Raw genomic sequence first — 19,608 nt, 5'->3', positions numbered from 1 at the left:
TATGAGTTTATGGTTTTTACTTATTGATATTTCCTTACCAATATTGATGTTATTCTTTATTGTTAGAAAGGGTGTTTTATCAATTGCTTATGTTCCCTTTATTTTTTTTTCTTACAATATTCTTGATAAAAGTAAGTTTATTGCCATTTATCATTTTATGTTTTTAGCCTTACTTTTGTATTACGTACTTTTTAATTTACCATTTTTAAAAAAAAATCTTTTTTTCATTGTTTTAACTGTTTACATATTTATTCAAATTATTTTTGAAGTTGATTTAAAAGCTTTTCGAATTACTATTATAGGACTTTTTTGGGCTATAACCATTATTCCTTTAGCTCCTGAGATTTGCTCAAAATTTAAAAAAGAAGATATTTTAAATGAATTAGGCAAATCATCAATGATGATATTAACGATTTTTATTTTAAACTCAATTTTAGCGACTATTTTTAAATATTATCCAGAAAATCAGTACGGGTTTAATTCTGGAATTTCTTTTGGTCATATAGGAATATCTGTTTATAACGTATTACCACTCGCTTTTTTATTTGCATTTCGGAAAGCATTATTAGAAAAAAAGGTTATTAGCTTAATTATTATTGTCATTGCTCTTTTTTTAACTATGCTTACTTTAAGAAGATTAGCTATGATTTTAGCTATTTTGGCGGTTGTAACTGTATTTATTGAAGTAGCAAATTCGAAACAAATTAAGATGTTATTTACTTACGGTACGATTTTTTTAATTTTGTCAATTATGATACTTAATTTTTCTGGTTTTACTGAGCAGTTCATTGAAAGAGTAGAAAAAAGGAATTTAGCTGACAGAGAACTTGGTGAAGAGAAAAGGGTATTTGAATTTGGCTTAATGTATAAAGATTTATTTGTTTATTTTGATTACGACCCTTGGCTAGGCTATGGTCCTTTTGATTCGTGGGGAAACTATGGGAAAGGTGTTTTTGGTAGAAGACCACTACACTCTGATGTAACTTTTTTTGTTCATGGATTCGGTTTTTTTGGACTTTTTCTATACCTAGGTCTAGTGTTCAAGGTTTTTATTTATTCGTATTTTAATTTAAGGTCAAGGGGGGATTATTTGATGTTTTCTTTTGCTATTATGTATTTTTTTGCATTTCTTTTTTCAGGTTCCAACAAAATGCCAATGTCCCCTATTTTTTTATTCATGATTTTCGGTATTTTATCAAAAAAACAAAAAACAAATAAAGAAATAGTTATCAATAATCCTTAATAATCTAATGGACCATATAAGTATTCTTTTTTCTCCTGTTAAAAATATATCTGTTCATTTCACTTTATATCCTATTTGGATGTCGAGGTACAGAAAGAAATTTGATTTCTATATGGATCATTCAAACAATAATTTTATCCGAGATAAGAATAAAGTAATAATTATTTTAGGTAAATATTTAAAAGAAGTTCCGACTAGTGAGAGATTAGGTTTTCTTGAAATGATTAGAAAAAAATATTTTAAGGTTATTTTTTTTGAAGATAATGCAGGATGTGAAGGTGAGTTTTTTCATTTTATGCCATATTTTAACTTGTATTTTAAAAAACAACTTTTTAAAGATAGATCTCTTTATTTTAATCCTCTCTACGGAAACAAACTTTTTACTGATTTTTACCATAGGAAATATTTAATTGATGATTTAAATCGGAATCCTGAAAATACACCCTTAAAAGAGGAGCATGAACTTGACAAGTTGCGTCTAGCTTGGAATTTGGGTTTAGGTAAATTTCACTTGCAATCACGAATTAATAAAATACATCATTTTAAAAAATTATTTAAAATAGGAGGTCCTAAGTTAATTTCTTGGACATTAGGTAAGTTTCCATTTGAAAAAGAATGCCCTTCTCCAGATTTGGAAATTTGTCACGCAAGATTCAAGGCAAATCCTAAAAGAGGGATCATTGACTTTCAACGAAAATTATTAATCGACACTATTTCAAATGATTCTAGGTTTTTAACTGGAACAATACCGAAAGAAAAGTATTTTGAGGAAATAAAAAGAGTTAAATTAGTTTTAAGTCCTTTTGGATATGGAGAAATTTGTTTTAGAGATTTTGAGGCTATTTTAAATGGCGCTGTCTTAATTAAACCTGATATGTCCCACATTCAAACTTTTCCAGATATTTATCTTCCAAATAAAACCTATATTCCAATTTATTGGGATGGAAGTAATTTAATTAATACTGTAAGTGAAATTTTGATAAATAAGGAGAAGTTAAATTTGATTCGAAATGAAGCATGGAATTGTTTGAAAAATGAATATCTTAATTTGGATAGTATTGTGGAAAGGTTTTTAATTGAAATTGAAAAAACGAATTAAAAAAATATTAGTTGACTCCATTTTTTATCTCGAAAAACTATTAGAAAAATTCAAAAAGTATGAGACTAAATAAATTAATTATTAAAAATAAATTTAAAAATTTTTCTTTTTATTATAGTTACTTAAAAAACAAAATATTTGTTTCTTTAATTTTAAGTTTTGTTGTTGCTCTTTTAGATGGACTTGGTCTTGCTATGTTCATGCCATTGTTACAACTTGTAGGGAATGATAACCAATCATTGGATTACGAGTCTTTAGGTAATCTTGAAGTCTTTGTGAATTTGCTGTCAACACTAGGAATTGAACTAAACATGTATAGTGTTCTTCTTATCATTATTTTCTTTTTTTCTCTCAAGGGTGTTTTTAAGTTTTTTGGTTCTTACTATAACGTGGTATTAAGTAGTAATCTCGCTAAAATGATAAGGATTGATGCTGTTAATTCTTTTAGTAATATTAGCTATAATTATTTTGTTAATGTGGACTCTGGTAAAGTTCAAAATACTTTGAGTGGAGAAATTGATAAAATAACCAATTCCTTTAGATTTTTTGCATTAGCTATTCAGTCTGTTATGGTTGTTATAGTTTATGTTATATTAGCATATTTAACTAATCCCCAATTTGCTATCTTGGTTTCTATTGGTGGAGCCTTATCAAATATTATCTATACAAATCTATATAAGAAAACAAAAGCTACTTCAAAAAAAATCACAAAAGGGAATCATATATTTCATGGTTTTATGATGCAGTTGGTTCAAAATTTCAAATATTTACGATCTACTGGGAAAATTAATGATTATAAAGTCAAAGTTTTGGATGTAATTAAACTACTGGCAGAAGGAAGTAGAAAAATTGGTTACTATAATTCAATTTTATCTGCGACAAAAGAGCCCCTATCTATAATTGTAGTTGCTTTAGTTATTATGATACAAGTTAGCTATTTTAGTGTGAGTATGGGTTCCATAATTTTAAGTCTATTGTTTTTTTATAGAGCATTGAATGAAATTGTTGCATATCAGAATAATTGGAATAGTTTTTTAAATTATTCGGGTTCATTAGAAAGTTTTATTTCTTTTATTTCTGATTTACGATCAAATAAAATTGAATACTCAAAAGGATATCAAATAAGTCAAATTTCAAAAATAGAAATAAAAGATGGTTTCTTTTCATACAATGAAAAACCATTTTTAGAATCTATAAATTTGAAGATTGAACCAAAAACGACTATAGCGTTTGTAGGTGAAAGCGGAAGTGGTAAGACTACCATAACTAATTTACTATCAGGATTACTTTTCCTAAATAAAGGAGAGTTTATCATAAATGAATTACCAATTAAAGAACTATCTTTAAACAGTTTTCAAACAAAAATTGGATACATTACTCAAGAGCCAGTTATTTTTAATGATACTTTATTTAATAATATTACTTTATGGGATGAAAAAAACGAAAATAATTTTAAATTTTTTTTAAAAAGCATTGAGTTAGCTTCTTTAAATAAGTTTTATTCAAATTTGGAATTAAAAGAAAATACTCCTCTAGGAAATAATGGTATATTAGTTTCTGGTGGTCAAAAACAAAGAATTGCAATTGCCAGAGAGATCTATAAAAATGTTGATTTGTTGATTTTAGATGAAGCCACCTCCGCACTAGATACAGCAACAGAGAAGGAAATTCAAAATTCTTTCGAGAAATTGAGAGGAAAGTTCACCATGGTTGTTATCGCTCACCGATTATCCACAATAATGTCAGCTGATTTGATCTATTTAATGGAAGATGGCAAAATTGTTGAATATGGCGACTTCATTACGCTTCAAGAAAAATCTACAAAATTTAAAAAGATGGTTGAATTACAAGGTATGTTGGAAAACTAAGTGGATTAAGTTACAGTTGGAACAGAAGTTTTTCACCTAGATATTTTTGAAAATTTGTATTTCATTAATCAATTGGATTCTAAAAATCTCTTCAAAGTGTAAATCAGTTTTATATGGTCATGATATTCTTTTAAATAATTAATACAATTTTCTGATATTCCTATGTATTTATCAAAAGTTACATCACTAAGGATTTTTTTAAGCTCAGAGGCGTCATTAAAAACAAATCCTAAATCAAATTCAGTAATAATCTTATCAGGGTTAATATGTATTGGACTAATTATTGGAAGTCCGGTCATCATAGCTTCTAAAAACGTATTACTAAAACCTTCAAATCTTGAGGTGTTTAATAAAAATTTTGCATCTTTAAAGAAGTGTAAGATATTCTCTTGTGGAATTGTTCCTACGAACTCCACATTAGATAACTGCTTCAATTGTTCATGGTAATAACTTGTTTCGCTATCCAAGTTTAGGAGTGATTTACCTGCTATTTTAAACTGTTCCTGAGGGTTTGATTTTGCAATTTCAAATAAAAGTTTAAAGTTTTTTTGGTACCTAAAGTTACCTACCCATGCTATATAGCCTTCCATTTTTATCCTAGGAGTTAAGAATGAATTCTTTAAAACAATTGGATTACCGATTTTTTCTATCCTTTTTTTGGGGAATTTTCTTTTTAATTCCGAATACTGAAAATTGTTTTGCGCTAAAATAAGATCAGATGTTAAGTAGGCTAAATTTATAAAAACACGATCTTTCCATTTTATGGTTTTATCTAAAGTGAAATCTATATTTTTATCATTTGCTGTTCGAATAATATGTTTTATTCCTAATAATTTACAAATTATTCCATGGAAAAAGCTAGTCCAGTTGGGCATCGATGTGTAAACAAATTGGCATTTGGATTTTTTTATTGCTTGATAGGTTCTTGGAAATCTATAGGTAAACCAAACTAACCTCTTTTTTAACTTAGTTGGATTATAAAGATAGGCTTGTTTAATCCACCTATAGTTCTCTTTAACATCTAGCTCAGAGTTAACGAACTTCGCTAAGTAAACATCAAACCCTAGAGAACCAAATCCATTAATCCAGGCTAGAGATTGTACTGATGCTCCACCCGTTGCTTCTTCTTTTTTTAAAATTAGTTTATGAATATACCTATCTATAAAAAAAATAGAATCGTTATTTTTCATGTAGTGTTTTTAAATGATTGTTAACAAATAAGATAATATAAATTCTAAATGCCAATTTATTGTAATCTAGTTTTTTTGAAAATGATCGATGATTCCTAATTTTACTTAATGTTATTTTTGGTATAAATAATTTAATTATTTTCTTGAGTGTTGGTTTATCTTTAAACCCAACCTTTTCAACAGTGACCATTTTATTCAATACTCTAACCAAAAAATCATCAGTGAAAAATTCATTGTCTCTGTTTTTTAATAATTCCCCTTTTATGTATTTCACGAATAATTTTTGTTTTAAAATATCATCTAGGTTGGCAATTGCATCATATTTTGATGGAGGTATATCTACATCAAATTTATAAATTAAATTTTTCCATAATTTTTTTTCTTCCCTGTATGGATCAGGATGTTTAAAAGTTAAGCTCAAAATACTTTTATTTAAAAGAGGCGTGATTTGCTCTAAGTATCCTAGCTTTAAATCTGAAAGGGCAGATTTTAATGATTGCAATCTGAATTCAATTATAAGTCGATCCTTCCATTGAGATAAAGTTTCATTTTGTTTTTTATTCAAATATTCTGGTAGCTGTTGTTTGCTAATAGGAATTTTGAAGTCTTGATAGTCCAAGTTAGAAAAGTCCTCAATTAATTCTATTCCAGATAAGTTTACTATTTCTTTTTCTGATGGAACATTAACCCAGCCGAAGTTTTGGTCTCCTCTTATGGTTCCAGTAAAATTTAAATCATGCAATTCTTTCCATAATTTAAATCCATCTAAATATCCTGAAATATGATCTATTCTGCCTTCTCCATTCAAAATAAATCTCTTGATTACAACGTCTATTGGTTCTTCAGAAATTTCTGATGGGAAAAACACATGATTAGTATGTAGCTTTTCAGCTAGTCTTTTTGCAATTGTTGCATCAGATTTTTCTTCTGCAAACGAACTAGGTAATCCCCATGTAATAGTATTTATTTTTTCTTTTTTCAATTTATTTAGGTAAAATAAAATTCCTCTACTGTCAAAACCTCCAGATAAAGGGACTACCCATTTTGACAAATCAATGTCTAAAGATAAAATACTCTCTTTAATCGTGTTATCTAGTTCATTTTCAAAAAAATTAATAGTATTAACTTCTTCATTAAAGCATATTTCATTTTTTTCTAAATCAATTTTCCAAAATTCAACACTCAGCTTTAAACAGGAATCTTGAGGTAGTTTGTTGATTCTTTTATCCCAAGAATAATCAGGACCTAGGGTGCCTGTGGTAAGCATCCATGGAATCACATTCTCATTAATTTGAAAATTACCCAAATATTTTATTATTGCGAATTGAGAAGTCGAGGCAATTAATAAATCTTCATCAAAATAATACCATAAAGTCCTTGAACCAGAAGCATCAGAAATTATTTCTGTTTCTTGTTCATTACTCCTGAAAATTGCAAATGATCCATCTGGAAAACCAGAACCTACAATATTCCAATTAGGATACTTCGTTGAAACTAAGCCTAAGAAAAAACTAGTATCAATAATTCTAATATTTGGTTTCGGGTTTAAAATGCCAAAAGAAACATGATTTCTCGTCTCAATAATTGGCTCTTCTGGTGAGATATTATCAGGTGAAATAAACTCTAAGGTTTCTTTTAATTTAACTTTTTCCTCCCGTTGATTAAGAAGGTTTCTGTGATGGATAAAAAGCGCTTTTGACATGTTCTTGGTTAACTTTTTCTAAAATTCGAATTTATGAAATTCTAATTTATTTTTGGCAAGTTTTTTGTTAACTCCGAATCATTGAAAGTACTCTTTGAGTATTAACTTGTAAAAACCACCGCATTTATGATCAGCCCTAAGTTAAATGTCAACAAGATTGCAGGAATCTTGTTAATTTCTTATTTTATTTCCATATCCCTAGCATTTTCTCAAAATTTCCCGCCTTCTGATTTCGATACTCAACCCAACCTTGCTTTTCCGGGTGCCGAGGGCTTTGGTAAATATGCCACCGGCGGGAGAGGAGGAGTTGTTTATATTGTTACTAATCTGAATGATAGTGGGCAAGGGAGTTTAAGAGAAGCTTTGGAGGCAAGAGAACCTAGAGTAGTTGTTTTTGAAGTATCAGGTACTATTGATCTCAAAAGCCAGATTAATGTTAGACATGGTAATTTAACTGTTGCGGGTCAAACGGCTCCTGGAGATGGTATAACGATAAGAAATTACCCAATAATAGTTAGAGATAGTCAAAACGTTATTTTTAGATACATAAGATCGCGGTTGGGGGATTTATTTGTAAATGATTCCACCAACCCTTCTATCAATGAAGATGCTTTTACTATATTAAATAGCAAAAATGTGATTATTGACCATTGTTCGTTTTCATGGAGTACTGATGAAGTGTTAGGCATCGAAAGGTCTTATGATATTACAATTCAAAATTCTATAATTTCTGAGCCTTTAGCTGCTTATAATCCTTTAGGCTCTTTGAACTCGGGTGATAGATTGTCTTATTATAAAAACGTATATGCGCATGCTAGAATTAGAAATCCAGCTATTTCCCATCTTGTAGAAAATGGGCTTCATGATATCAGAAATATTCTAGTTTACAACTGGGGTTTTAGAGCTATAGATGGAGGAGCATTTAATAATATAAACATAATAAATTCTTATTTCAAACCTGGTCCAGCAACTCTTTTACCAAGTGCTGAAACAATAATTTCCCAGCGCTTTTTATTTCCAACTAGATTCAATGATGATCCTAAAACATATGGGAAGTTTTTTTTATCTGGTAATTTTATGCCAACTATCGATTTATCCCGAAATCAATGGCTTGGTGTTAGGCTAGAGAGTAGTGATTTAACCTCTCAGTTTTTGGAATCTTTGAAAAACAAAGATAGTAATGGGAACCTTATACCTTTTTCTATTCCTGAAAATCTTTACAGCGAAAATTTATCTGCGCAAGTAGCCTATAATGAAATTCTAACTTCTGTTGGAGCAAGTCATAAAAGAGACTTAGTAGATGAAAGAATAATTAATGAGGTGAGAAATGGAATTGCAACGTTTAAAAATTCTAGGAATGGTACTCCAGGAATTATACATACGCAACGAGATGTAGGGGGGTGGCCCTCTTTGAAAACCACACAAGCACCTTTAGATTCGGATAGAGATGGGATGCCTGATGCTTGGGAAATTGCAAATGGTTTAAATCCAAATGAACCTGATGATAAAGGGTTCAATTTAAGTCCTTACTACACCAATATTGAGATATACATCAATAGTATTGTTAAAAATCCAATTAATAAAGTCCCATCAAGAGTTGTTCTAACCCTCCCTTCACAAAATGGAATAAATGTAGTTCCTGTAGATGTTAGTTTTGCATGGACCCCTTTAAGCAATGCTCAGTCTTACACCCTTCAACTTTCTAAAGTAAGCGACTTTAGCTCTGGGGTAACTACAGTAAACAATATTACCAATCATAGCATTGTTTATCCTGCCCTAGACCCCAATAGCACCTATTTCTGGAGAGTTCGTGCTCGCAACTCCTCAGGAAATGGACCCTATTCTGTAACAGGTACCTTCCGAACTTCCAGTACAAATACAGTTCCAGGAAGGACAGTATTACTGGGACCAGGTCAAGATGCTCAAGGAGTAGGATTAGCTCCCTTGTTTACTTGGGCCCAGGTACCCAATGCAAAGTCGTATAGGATTCAAGTTTCTACTACATCCGACTTTTCCAGTCTCGTAATTAATCAAAGCAACTTACCTACCAACCAATTCCAAGCTACTGTTAGATTACTAGAAAATCGAACCTATTTCTGGAGAGTACGAGCTAGTAATGATACAGGATATGGTTCAAATTCAGTAACAGGGACCTTTAGAACAGTTAATTTTAATACTAGCCCCACACCTGTTGTCGCAATTTCACCTTTTAACGGGGTAGCTGTTAATCCTGTCAATGTTCAATTACAGTGGGTTGAAAATCCAACAGCTGAACGTTATCAAATCCAAGTCTCCCAAGACCCTAATTTTCAAAATTCAATAATTAGCAGCAGTAATTTTGAAGGTGGAATGCATGTCATTCCAACTTTGGCTTCAAACACGGTTTATTATTGGAGAATTCGAGGAGTGAATCGTTCGGGGAATGGTAACTTTTCAAGTGTATATCAATTTAAAACAAAAGCATTTTCTGAAAAACCTGAACAAGTAATCTTAGCAAACCCTGTCCATGATTCGAATATCTTTTCTACTAGTATTCAGTTTACATGGGAAGCAGACCCTATTGCCCAGTCTTATCGTTTTCAATTATCGACTAATCCTAATTTCTCCAGTTTTGTGTCCAATGTAGGTGGCCTTACAGGAACTTCCAGAACCGTAAGTAATTTAACTACAAACCGCGATTACTATTGGAGGGTTCAAGCTCTTAACGAAGCTGGTGCAGGAGAATTCTCTGAAGTAAGGAAAGTGAGAGCGGCAACATTTTCAGGAACTCCTCCCGCCACGAATCTAATCAGTCCGTTTAATGAGTCGGTGGTTGGTGCAACTACAGTATTGTTTTCCTGGGAAAATCAACCAAATACGGAGTTTTATCGCTTAGAAGTTTCCGAACAAATAAATTTCAGCAGTACTGTATTGGTTCGTAATTCGATTCGTGGAACCTCTATCGCAATTGAAGGCTTGCAGGCCAATAAAACCTATTTCTGGAGAATCCGAACTTCCAATCCTGCTGGTACAGGGCAACGAAGTGAAATATGGTCCTTCCGTACAGTAAGCACCGAAATTAATTTGTATCCCACTACTTTGATTGCCCCGCAAAAAGCAGCCACCTTCCAAAATCCCTCGATTAGTTTCGCATGGGAAAGAGTCTCGGAAGCAACGGCCTATCATTTACAGGTATCCGAGAGATCAGATTTCTCTTCGATTGCTTTTCAAAATCAAACTATCAATGCTACTTCTTTTTCCTTATCAACATTAACTTCCGGAAAAGTATATTTCTGGAGGGTAAGAGTAAGAAATGGTTCTATATTCTCAGCATGGTCCGATGCTTGGAATTTTAGCATTGGATCGCAAGATAATTTATTAAACATGGGATTGGTAGGATACTGGCCCATGGAAGAAGGCTCAGGCAATCGAATGTTGGATCAGTCTGGCAACAACTTGCATGCGACCATTCAAAATACCTCCAATGTAACTTGGGTGGCTGGCAAAGAAGGGAAAGCCATCAATTTAAACGGAAATACGGGTAGGTTTGGGGTAGTACCTCATCAAGCTGTATTGAATATTCCAAATGCCATTACCTTAGCTGCATGGGTAAGACCTGCCGAAGTGGGTCGGGGAACTATCTTGCATAAAAATCCTGGAAATGGATTTGAATTATGGTTAGATTCCAGTGGCTTGATTGAGTTTCGCTTGAATAGAGGAAGCAACGGAAGTACTTACCGTTTGTTAAGTAAGTATAATTATTCAACTGATGTCAATAAATGGATACATGTGGCAGCTACCTTTGATGGAACTACCAGTACGATTTATATTAATGGGAATGAAGATGCAACAGCAACCTATGCCCCCTTCCAAATTGGAACAACTTCTGGAGAATTGACCATTGGAGCATTAGGGACAATTCAGCGATGGAGAGGTGATCTGGATGAAGTGCGATTGTACAACCGCTCTCTCAATAGAAATGAAATTTTAATGTTGGTTGGCTTAATGCCAGACAATCAAACGTCCAGCCCTTCCAATAATACAGGTTTGGTGGGGCACTGGAAAATGGATGAAGGTTCTGGAAATCAAATGCTTGATGACTCTGGAAATCAATTTCATGCGATCATAGGAAGTACAGATGGGATTTCATGGGGAGTTGGCGTATTAGGGCAGGCGCTAAGCTTGCCTGGTACATCCAATAGATTCGGAACAGTCAATCACAACTCTAAACTCGCTTTACCAAATGCCATCAGCATCAGTGCCTGGGTGAACCCATCCCAATTGGGTAGAAGTACCATTATTAGCAAAGCAGATGGGAATGGCTTTGAATTGTGGTTGGACATCAATGGATTTATAGAGTTCCGCCTCAATAGGGGTAACAATAATTCCACTTATCGATTACGTTCCAATTTCAATTACTCCCAAGCGGTAGGTAAATGGTTCCACTTAGTGGCTACCTTTGATGGACAAAGCAGTAAAATCTTTATTAATGGTATAGAAGATATTTCTGAAACCTATCAGCCATTTAGTATAGGTACGAATTCTGGAGATTTGGTGATCGGGGCTTTAGGAACCATTCAACGATTTAATGGAAAAATGGATGATTTGCGTCTATATGATAAAGCATTAACTTCTTCTGAAATTCAACAAATTACCAATCTTTCCTCAAATAATAGATTGACTGATGATTTATTTACCGATTATTTAGAAGGTTTACAATTGGGGATTATTGATGATGTATTGGAATCAATCAACCCAGAATTACCCCAAAAACCCGTGCTTTTTCCAAATCCAGTAGATCGAGAAGTCTCAGTAGCCCGTTTATGGAAGTCCGATGGACAAGTTCAGGTGATAATTTACGATGTAAGAGGAGCTGTCCTAAGTGAACAAACACTCAATCTGACTGATAGTTTGATTAACATACAGCTCCAATCCTTACAGTTAAAGCCGGGATATTACATGCTTACAGTACAGGATAAAATGAATCGGGAGATTTTCCGATTTATTAAAAAATAAAATCCCATAGTACGTTCGTGTCTTAGTGATAGATTAGAATAATAGTCACTAAGGCACGAAGTTACTAAAAGTGAGAAACGAATTAAAATAAGAGATTACGTGTAGCTGAGAGTACATTAGCGGAGTAGTTTCCGTTTGATTTTTTTTGCCAACTCAATTCCATCCAAAGCAATGCCCCCAATACGTGATTTTAAACTCAAGCGATTGGCTTTGTTGAGTTGTAGGACTTGATTGATTAGAACTAGTAGTTCAGTAGAGATTTCTTTGTAATACCTCCGCTGAAAATGTCCCAAATCAGTGGTAATCTTAGACTCTTCATCAATGAGCTGCCGGATATCCAACAAATAAACGTTGGAATGTTTGCTGACAAACTGATCCATCGCCTCATTCATTTCTTTAAATCGTGCAGCAACTGTAGTTCCATTAGGGTTGAAGCTCAATTCTACCTCCGGACAATTCATTAGAATCAAAGGCTTGGATGCTGGAATGGATTGCTGGATGGCTTCGAGGTTTTGAATAAATTGCTCAGGTGTAATTCTTCCCAAATTGGTAAAGGATGCAGCAAAGTCTGCTAAAAACCCACGATTGAAAAACCCTACTTTCCTTCCCTGATAGGTTTGTATAAGGGAATCGTAGTCAGCAGGATTGCACCAATCCCGACCAAACCCACCATAAGGGACGATGTACTGCGCTGTGATATGTTGATACATATCCAATTCATAATCCATCCGAGGATTGTACACTACACAATCAAAGTCACTGGCATACAATCCTGAATCAAAGTTTTCTTTCGTTACATAGGGGAGTAGGGGATTGGCGACTATCTGTTGTTGGAGTTCTTGGGAATAGTTTTTTTCTCCGATCAGGTACGCAGAATGGGAGGGCCTGACTATAAATCCCTGATCATTGTTGAAATTTACATGGGTTCGGACGTTGAAGCCACTATTTTCTAAATAGAAAAACAATTGGGAGTATTCACAACCACCTATAAATAATATTCTTGGATCCTTGGAATGCTTGGGGGCTAGGGGAGGAGTGCTTGCAGTGAATTGCACCTCTTCAATCCAGTGAGGCTGACTTTTATCCAATGCTTCGGCAACTTCGGGAATGATACTCAAAGAAGGAAAACCCAAAGAAGCATAGATGTACTGTGGAATACCCAAATTCAATATCCTACAAGAAAATACAAAATGTGCTAAGCCATGATTGGCACGGTTATAAGAATAAAACCCTACAATCCCATAATCTCCGTACTTATCCCTTACCTGTATAGCCACATTTTCATGGCTTGTATCGGTTAGAATAGTCTTTAATTCATGCTCCTGAAGACGGATTTTGGTAAAGTTTAATTGGTTGGACCGATTGATCAATTCGGTAATCCGCTCCGCATGAGGTTCCAGTTCATAGATGCGTTGAAGTTTGATTTGGGAATCCTCTAAAAAAGCCAGATTATCACTGAACTTGGTCTTGGCGGAGGCCTTTTCCTCCAAAAGTTTGTATTGTTTCAATCGGGAATGGGAGGAATCATCCTTCCCCTCAAAAGAAGGATGGGTCAAGATTTCCGGAATGAAATCGGGCGCTTGAACCACTAAATTAGGATTGTAAAACTTGGCTTCATTCAGGTTATGGGCCAAATCATCCAGAAACAATACATTCACATCCCGCAATTGACAGTTTTCAATGATTTGCTGCACCAATAAGCCCTTGGGCTTCCACTCAATTGCCGGAAAAACAAAGTATTCCCAAATTCCAAGCTCAACCAATTTATTTTTGGCCGTCTCAAAGTCATTCTTGGATACAATGGAATTGATAATGCCTCGTTTGGTTAACTCTTGTACCAAATGAATATGCTCAGCAATCGGCCTAATACCCTCTTCTGAAAGCGTTCCTTTCCAAAAAGTTTCATCTAAATCCCAAATGACCAGCTTGATCTTTTCCATGGCATTAAAAGTCTATAAGTGAATCTGTACTTACTTCAAAATAATTAACCAAATTAAAAAAAAGATTTCCAGAAATACCATTTTCAAGCCATAACTACTTTTTTGGATTTTTGGTTCTGTTTCATGGAGTAGTTTTTGTCGGGAGGTTTTTAAACAAAAAAGTAACAATCTATGTATATACAAATAAGTCAGCAAATTTGAATGAACCCCTGATTCAAGAGCAACATGCAATTTACCTCACTTTTATTCTTTGGATTTCTGATCACTGTTTTTAGTTTGTATTGGTTTGTTTGCAATCGAAAACTATCCCTACAAAATCTCCTGATTGTCGCGGCTAGCTATACCTTTTATGCAGTGTGGGATTGGCGATTTTTGTTTTTGATCATCTTTAGTACGGGAATAGACTTTTTGATTGCCAAAGGAATAGCACAAACGGAAAGCAAGTCTAACCGTAAAACGCTATTGGGAATCAGTATCGGAGTAAACCTAGGTTTCCTAGGCTTTTTCAAGTACTTCAACTTCTTCCTCGATAATTTTATGGAGCTGCTCCAATGGATGGGATTTCAGGCACATGCGAGTACCTTACAGATTATACTTCCGGTGGGAATTAGTTTCTACACCTTCCAAACCCTGAGTTATACCATCGATGTTTATAGAGGTAAACTTGAACCTAGCAAGGATTTCATTGCTTTTGCTGCTTTTGTAAGTTTTTTCCCACAATTGGTCGCAGGTCCTATCGAGCGAGCGGTGAATCTATTGCCCCAATTTTACAGATTTCGCACTTTCAACTATGGCTTAGCCGTTAAGGGGGCACAACAGGCCTTATGGGGATTTTTTAAAAAAGTAGTGATTGCAGATAACTGTGCCCCATTGGTTGATCAGATTTTTTCTGGTTCTGACACCCTCGAAGGAAGTACCTTGCTCTTGGGAGCATTTTTGTTTGCCTGTCAGATATATGGGGACTTTTCAGGTTATTCGGATATTGCTATCGGAATATCCCGCTTTTTTGGAATCAATTTAATGCAAAACTTTGCTTTTCCGTATTTTTCACGGGATATCGCAGAGTTTTGGAGGCGTTGGCATATTTCCCTATCTACCTGGTTTAGGGATTATGTATACATTCCACTGGGCGGTAGCCAAGGGGGGAATTCCATGAAAATCAGGAATACATTTATCATTTTTATCGTTAGCGGTTTCTGGCATGGGGCCAATTGGACCTTTATTTTTTGGGGCTTGTTAAATGCTTTTTACTTCGTTCCATTGATGCTTTTTGGAAAAAATAGAGCGAATATGGATGTAGTGGCTGAAGGAAAGTTATTTCCTTCCATTCGGGAAATCGGGATGATAGCAAGTACCTTCTTCCTGACTTTATTGGCATGGATACTTTTTAGAGCTGAAAATATGACCCATGCTTGGGAAATATATGCAGGGATCTTTTCGGAAAGTTTTTGGATGCTTCCAAGTATTTTGCCAAGTCAGGAATTACTCTTGATTGCAGTGTTTTTTGGAATGGAATGGTTGGGGAGAAGTAATCAATTCGCTATAGAGAACTTCTTTCGAAAGCAACCAAAAGTAGTACGTTGGTCTTTTTACGGAGTATTGGTCTGGGCTTGTTTCTTTTTCGCAGGACAAGAAAGTGAATTTATATATTTCCAATTCTGATGCGTAGGTTCCTATCAAATATCGCTTGGTTTGTTACAGCCTTTTTATTGGTGATCAATAGTCTGTTATACGGTGGTGCCTATTTTCTAAAATCAAAAAAACCATTTGAAATTCCCGAAGGTACAAAACTCCTGATCATCGGGAATTCCCAACCTGAGGCTGCATTCAACGATGAGCTGATTGAAAACTCCTATAATTTTGCCAAAGAGGCCGAACCTTATTTCTATACGTACATCAAGCTAAGAGGATTACTGGATCAGCCGCATGCCATCGAAAGGGTGTTTATTCAAGTAAGTCCATGGGAGTTTACCTCAGAGCGGGATAGTTGGGTTTGGGGAAAGTCTAACCTGCAAAGCATGTATTGGAAGTTCTTTCTACACTTCAATGGGCAGGAGTATGGTTTGTTATGGTCCAAAAGCTGGGATAATCTGCTCAATGTTCATTTATTCCAAAGTCTGACTCGACTTTATAAACGAGTGGTACTCGCCGATCCTGTCAGTGTTCGGGCAGATTATGGGGGCTACGTGGCATGGCCGGAAACAGATCTAGCGCTAGGGGAGTCCGTCCCTGAACTGGAGGAGCTTAACTACGAGTCAAACAATGTGCATATAGCGTACTTAGAGAAAATCGTTTATCTGCTTCAAAAGGAGGGAATTGCCATCTATTTTACCCAAACTCCCCTGCATGCAAGTGTACGAGATTTGTATGACTCCCAACAACTATTGGAAGCTTTACCTGTTTTGATGAAAGACATTCCCTATCTGGACTTTTCTGGATTTCCTGTTGATTCCAAGTATTTCTCGGATGAATTTCACCTCAATGCAGCTGGGGCAACATTATTCTCCGAATGGTTTAACCAACGGCTTGTAGAGTTCGATGGGGATTTTGAAAAAAAATGAACCACGAATTGCGCGAATTACACAAAAGATTAGTTGGATTAATGTAATTTTCTTAAGGTCTCGACTATCGTCTCCATTACTAATAAATTTCAACTCGCTAGCTCGCAATTCCACTAAATCCCTGATTTAAGAGCCGATGGGAGGATTGTTGATTTTGAAAAAATGAACCACGAATTGCGCGAATTACACAAATGGTTAGCTGGTCAAGGGGTAATTCTACAAGGTGTACTCCCTAGATTATGTTATCTATGACCTAAAAAATTTTAACTCGCTAGCTCGCAATTTCACTAAATCCCCACTCATAAATACCTGTCTGATAACAATTAGTATGGCTTTTCTTCCAAATATTTTCCCGCGTTTTTTGCGCTTTCTGCGAGACACTTTTTTAACCTGTATGTTTTTACTTTCAAATTTAAGAGATCCACAGATTTCGCAGATTTCACAGAAAATGATTTTTTTACTCGCAAGCTTGCGATTTGTGGGGATGCAATTCCCCTTAATTTTTCCGCTTTTTTTGCGTTTTCTGCGAGAACCCAAAAAAGACCTGCCAGCGATCAGCCAACAGGTCTAAGGGTGATTAGGAGCTTTTGAAAGCTATCTTTTGATCATTCCGATATTATCTGTGAAACTTCTGCTTTGGATACGAACCCGGTACATGCCTTTGGGAAGGCTGGATGAAAGGGAGATACGTATCACTTCCAAGCTACTGGCATAGGTTTGCTCAAAGAGTACAATCCCTTTGCTGTTGTACACAGTGATGTAAACAGCCTCATCAAATCCAGGGGTAAATGTCAAGTTGATTTGATCGGTGAATGGATTTGGATAAGATGTCACCTTCACAGTAGCTGCTTGATTTTCGTTGATTTTATTGGTGATTTCAAACCTCCATGATTCGGAATAAGCACTTGTGGAAGTTCCCATGGCCTGCACTCTCCAGTAATACACCTGGTTTTGCTTGAGGTTTTGAGCTTGATATTCGGTACCTTGAATAGCACAAACTGTTTCTACATCTCTCTCAAAAGCAGGATCTGTAGAAAGCTGAATACAATAGTTGGCGGCTCCAGCCACTGCATTCCATTTCAATAAGACATTCCGGACATCCAATTGACTATTGTTTCTTGGAGCTACCAATGTAGGAGTTTCAAGCGCAGGGATGGCTGAAGTGATGAAGCTGCTTCCTTCAGAATAAGCTCCTGTGCCTGCCTCGTTGAATGCACGAACCCTCCAGTAGTAGACCTCATCTGCCTCCAATGACCCGATAGTGAAATCAGTTGAGGAGAGGTTGTTGGGCGTCAGAATAACGGACTGGGTAAAGGTAGGATTGAAAGATACCTGTAATTGATAGCTTTCAGCTCCATAGACAGCCTCCCAAGTAAAGCGAATGTTTTCATGGTGGAGCACTTCTGCCACAGCTGGTTTCAATAGAATAGGTGCTTCCGGCAAGGCTGGGAGGGTAGTGAAATTGTGAATGGCTGAATATTCCCCAAAGCCGCTTGCATTATTTGCACGAACTCTCCAGAAGTAGGTAACTCCTGTTTGTAAGTCTTTGAGATCCCATGCTAAACCTGCAATTCCTGCTTCATCTACCAAGATTTGTTGGAAATCCCGATCGCGAGCTACCTGTAGGTGATAGTTGGTCGCATGAGCTGCTTGTTCCCAAGTTATTCGAACAGCTGTAGACAGTCCTCGGGCATTGTCTGCTGGACTACCTAGAATGGTTTGCTCAGGTAAAGGAATGGTACTCAAGGTACGGAAACTTCTACGCTCAGAGTAAGGACCCACCCCAATGACATTCGCTGCGCGAACTCTCCAGAAATAAGTAGTTCCATTACTAAGCGAACTTATCGCTAGTTGATGAGTACTCACATTAAATTGCTCGAATACCAATTCATTAAAGTTTTCATCCGTTGCAATTTGTACATGATAACGGCTGGCCAAAGCTGTTGCCTCCCAGGAAATCTGTACAGGAATTGCTAAGTTGCTGGCTTGATGCGCTGGACTGATCAAGTTCGCCCGTGCAGGTGCAGCAGTAGGATTGTTTAAAGTATTTTCTTCCTCAGAACCTTCATCCTGACCATCCTTACCTTCTTGAGAATCATCCCCACTCTCATCGTTCTCCTCTCCACTTTCCCCTTCAGAAGTACCTTCTTCAGTAGTATTTTCTTCGGAACCTTCATCCTGACCACCCTCATCTTCCTCAGAATTATCTTCCCCTTTACCTTTCTCCTCTCCACTTTCACCTCCAGTAGTTCCTTCCTCGTCAGTACTTTCTTCAGCACCTTCATCCTGACCACCCTCATCTTCCCCAGAATCATCGCCCCCTAGACCTTTCTCCTCTCCACTTTCCCCTTCAGAAGTACCTTCCTCGTTTTCTATATCAGAAGAATCCCCACTTTCACCTTTTTCCTCGCCACTTTCACCTTCAAAAGGATCTTCCTCGTTATCTACATCAGAAGAACCCTCACTTTCACCTTTCCCCTCTTCACTTTCACCTCCAGTAAGTCCTTCCTCGTCAGTACTTTCTTCAGAACCTTCATCCTGACCACCCTCGTCTTCCCCAGAATCATCGCCCCCTTGACCTTTCCCCTCTTCACTTTCACCTTCAGAAGTATTTTCATCTTCGTCAGATTCTTCCTCGTTAGTACCTTCTTCAGTAGAAGCTTCTTCCTCAGAACCCTCATCCTGACCACCCTCATCTTCCTCAGAATCATCGCCCCCTTGACCTTTCTCCTCGCTACTTTCCCCTTCAAAAGTACCTTCCTCGTTTTCTATATCAGAAGAATCCCCACTTTCACCTTTCTCCTCGTCATTTTCCCCTTCAGAAGTTCCCTCTTCAGTAGTATTTTCTTCCTCAGAACCATCATCCTGACCATCCTCACCTTCTTGAGAATCATCCTCCCCTTTACCTTTCTCCTCTTCACTTTCCCCTTCAGAATTTCCCTCCTCGTCAGTACTTTCTTCAGAGCCTTCATCCTGACCACCCTCATCTTCCCCAGAATCATCGCCCCCT

General features: G+C 35.8%; 10 protein-coding genes. 6 read left to right on the top strand and 4 right to left on the bottom strand.

Annotated features, from left to right (window positions below):
* Position 1: 1 nt before the first annotated feature.
* From ACXIUD_RS07135 to ACXIUD_RS07125, 3 genes are all read left to right on the top strand, one after another.
* Positions 2 to 1,243: a hypothetical protein gene (locus ACXIUD_RS07135; RefSeq protein WP_458051934.1), complete on the top strand. Its 1,242-nt coding sequence runs from the start codon at positions 2 to 4 to the stop codon at positions 1,241 to 1,243.
* A 112-nt stretch (positions 1,244 to 1,355) separates the two neighbouring features.
* Positions 1,356 to 2,342: a hypothetical protein gene (locus ACXIUD_RS07130; RefSeq protein ID WP_458051933.1), complete on the top strand. Its 987-nt coding sequence runs from the start codon at positions 1,356 to 1,358 to the stop codon at positions 2,340 to 2,342.
* A gap of 59 nt (positions 2,343 to 2,401) precedes the next feature.
* Positions 2,402 to 4,210: an ABC transporter ATP-binding protein gene (locus tag ACXIUD_RS07125; RefSeq protein WP_458051932.1), complete on the top strand. Its 1,809-nt coding sequence runs from the start codon at positions 2,402 to 2,404 to the stop codon at positions 4,208 to 4,210.
* A gap of 68 nt (positions 4,211 to 4,278) precedes the next feature.
* Here the strand turns inward: ACXIUD_RS07125 and ACXIUD_RS07120 are convergent, their stop codons facing one another.
* Together ACXIUD_RS07120 and ACXIUD_RS07115 are read right to left on the bottom strand one after the other, a co-directional pair.
* Positions 4,279 to 5,400 carry a glycosyltransferase gene (locus ACXIUD_RS07120; RefSeq protein ID WP_458051931.1) on the bottom strand — a complete coding sequence of 374 codons (1,122 nt, stop codon included), beginning with the start codon at positions 5,398 to 5,400 and terminating at the stop codon, positions 4,279 to 4,281.
* Complete coding sequence (locus ACXIUD_RS07115) at positions 5,390 to 7,102, bottom strand: asparagine synthase-related protein (RefSeq protein WP_458051930.1); 1,713 nt, start codon at positions 7,100 to 7,102, stop codon at positions 5,390 to 5,392. The genes ACXIUD_RS07120 and ACXIUD_RS07115 overlap by 11 nt, the downstream gene beginning before the upstream one ends.
* A gap of 126 nt (positions 7,103 to 7,228) precedes the next feature.
* Between ACXIUD_RS07115 and ACXIUD_RS07110 the strand changes: the two genes are divergently transcribed.
* Positions 7,229 to 12,097 carry a LamG-like jellyroll fold domain-containing protein gene (locus ACXIUD_RS07110; RefSeq protein WP_458051929.1) on the top strand — a complete coding sequence of 1,623 codons (4,869 nt, stop codon included), beginning with the start codon at positions 7,229 to 7,231 and terminating at the stop codon, positions 12,095 to 12,097.
* A gap of 116 nt (positions 12,098 to 12,213) precedes the next feature.
* Here the strand turns inward: ACXIUD_RS07110 and ACXIUD_RS07105 are convergent, their stop codons facing one another.
* Positions 12,214 to 14,037: an HAD hydrolase-like protein gene (locus tag ACXIUD_RS07105; protein ID WP_458051928.1), complete on the bottom strand. Its 1,824-nt coding sequence runs from the start codon at positions 14,035 to 14,037 to the stop codon at positions 12,214 to 12,216.
* A 225-nt stretch (positions 14,038 to 14,262) separates the two neighbouring features.
* Here ACXIUD_RS07105 and ACXIUD_RS07100 point away from each other — a divergent pair, with 225 nt between their 5' ends.
* Both ACXIUD_RS07100 and ACXIUD_RS07095 read left to right on the top strand, forming a co-directional pair.
* The gene (locus ACXIUD_RS07100; RefSeq protein WP_458051927.1) at positions 14,263 to 15,699 is read left to right on the top strand and encodes an MBOAT family O-acyltransferase; all 1,437 of its coding nucleotides are present in this window, start codon (positions 14,263 to 14,265) and stop codon (positions 15,697 to 15,699) included.
* Positions 15,699 to 16,598 (top strand): hypothetical protein, encoded by a 900-nt coding sequence (locus ACXIUD_RS07095; protein ID WP_458051926.1) that lies wholly within the window; start codon positions 15,699 to 15,701, stop codon positions 16,596 to 16,598. Before ACXIUD_RS07100 ends, ACXIUD_RS07095 begins: the two co-directional genes overlap by 1 nt.
* A gap of 594 nt (positions 16,599 to 17,192) precedes the next feature.
* Here the strand turns inward: ACXIUD_RS07095 and ACXIUD_RS07090 are convergent.
* On the bottom strand, positions 17,193 to 19,608 hold a 2,416-nt coding region (locus tag ACXIUD_RS07090; RefSeq protein WP_458051925.1), incomplete at its 5' end, for a T9SS type A sorting domain-containing protein.

It is taken from the genome of Mongoliitalea sp., assembly GCF_054166905.1.
The sequence above is the reverse complement of the archived record's forward strand: the minus strand, read 5'-3'. Positions and strand labels throughout refer to the sequence as shown.

Bases quoted from the DNA above. Each gene is read 5' to 3' on its own strand.
- ACXIUD_RS07110 (WP_458051929.1), top strand. From the start codon at position 7,229: ATGATCAGCCCTAAGTTAAATGTCAACAAGATTGCAGGAATCTTGTTA.
- ACXIUD_RS07130 (WP_458051933.1), top strand. From the start codon at position 1,356: ATGGATCATTCAAACAATAATTTTATCCGAGATAAGAATAAAGTAATA.
- ACXIUD_RS07135 (WP_458051934.1), top strand. From the start codon at position 2: ATGAGTTTATGGTTTTTACTTATTGATATTTCCTTACCAATATTGATG.
- ACXIUD_RS07105 (WP_458051928.1), bottom strand. From the start codon at position 14,037: ATGGAAAAGATCAAGCTGGTCATTTGGGATTTAGATGAAACTTTTTGG.
- ACXIUD_RS07125 (WP_458051932.1), top strand. From the start codon at position 2,402: ATGAGACTAAATAAATTAATTATTAAAAATAAATTTAAAAATTTTTCT.
- ACXIUD_RS07120 (WP_458051931.1), bottom strand. From the start codon at position 5,400: ATGAAAAATAACGATTCTATTTTTTTTATAGATAGGTATATTCATAAA.
- ACXIUD_RS07115 (WP_458051930.1), bottom strand. From the start codon at position 7,102: ATGTCAAAAGCGCTTTTTATCCATCACAGAAACCTTCTTAATCAACGG.
- ACXIUD_RS07100 (WP_458051927.1), top strand. From the start codon at position 14,263: ATGCAATTTACCTCACTTTTATTCTTTGGATTTCTGATCACTGTTTTT.
- ACXIUD_RS07095 (WP_458051926.1), top strand. From the start codon at position 15,699: ATGCGTAGGTTCCTATCAAATATCGCTTGGTTTGTTACAGCCTTTTTA.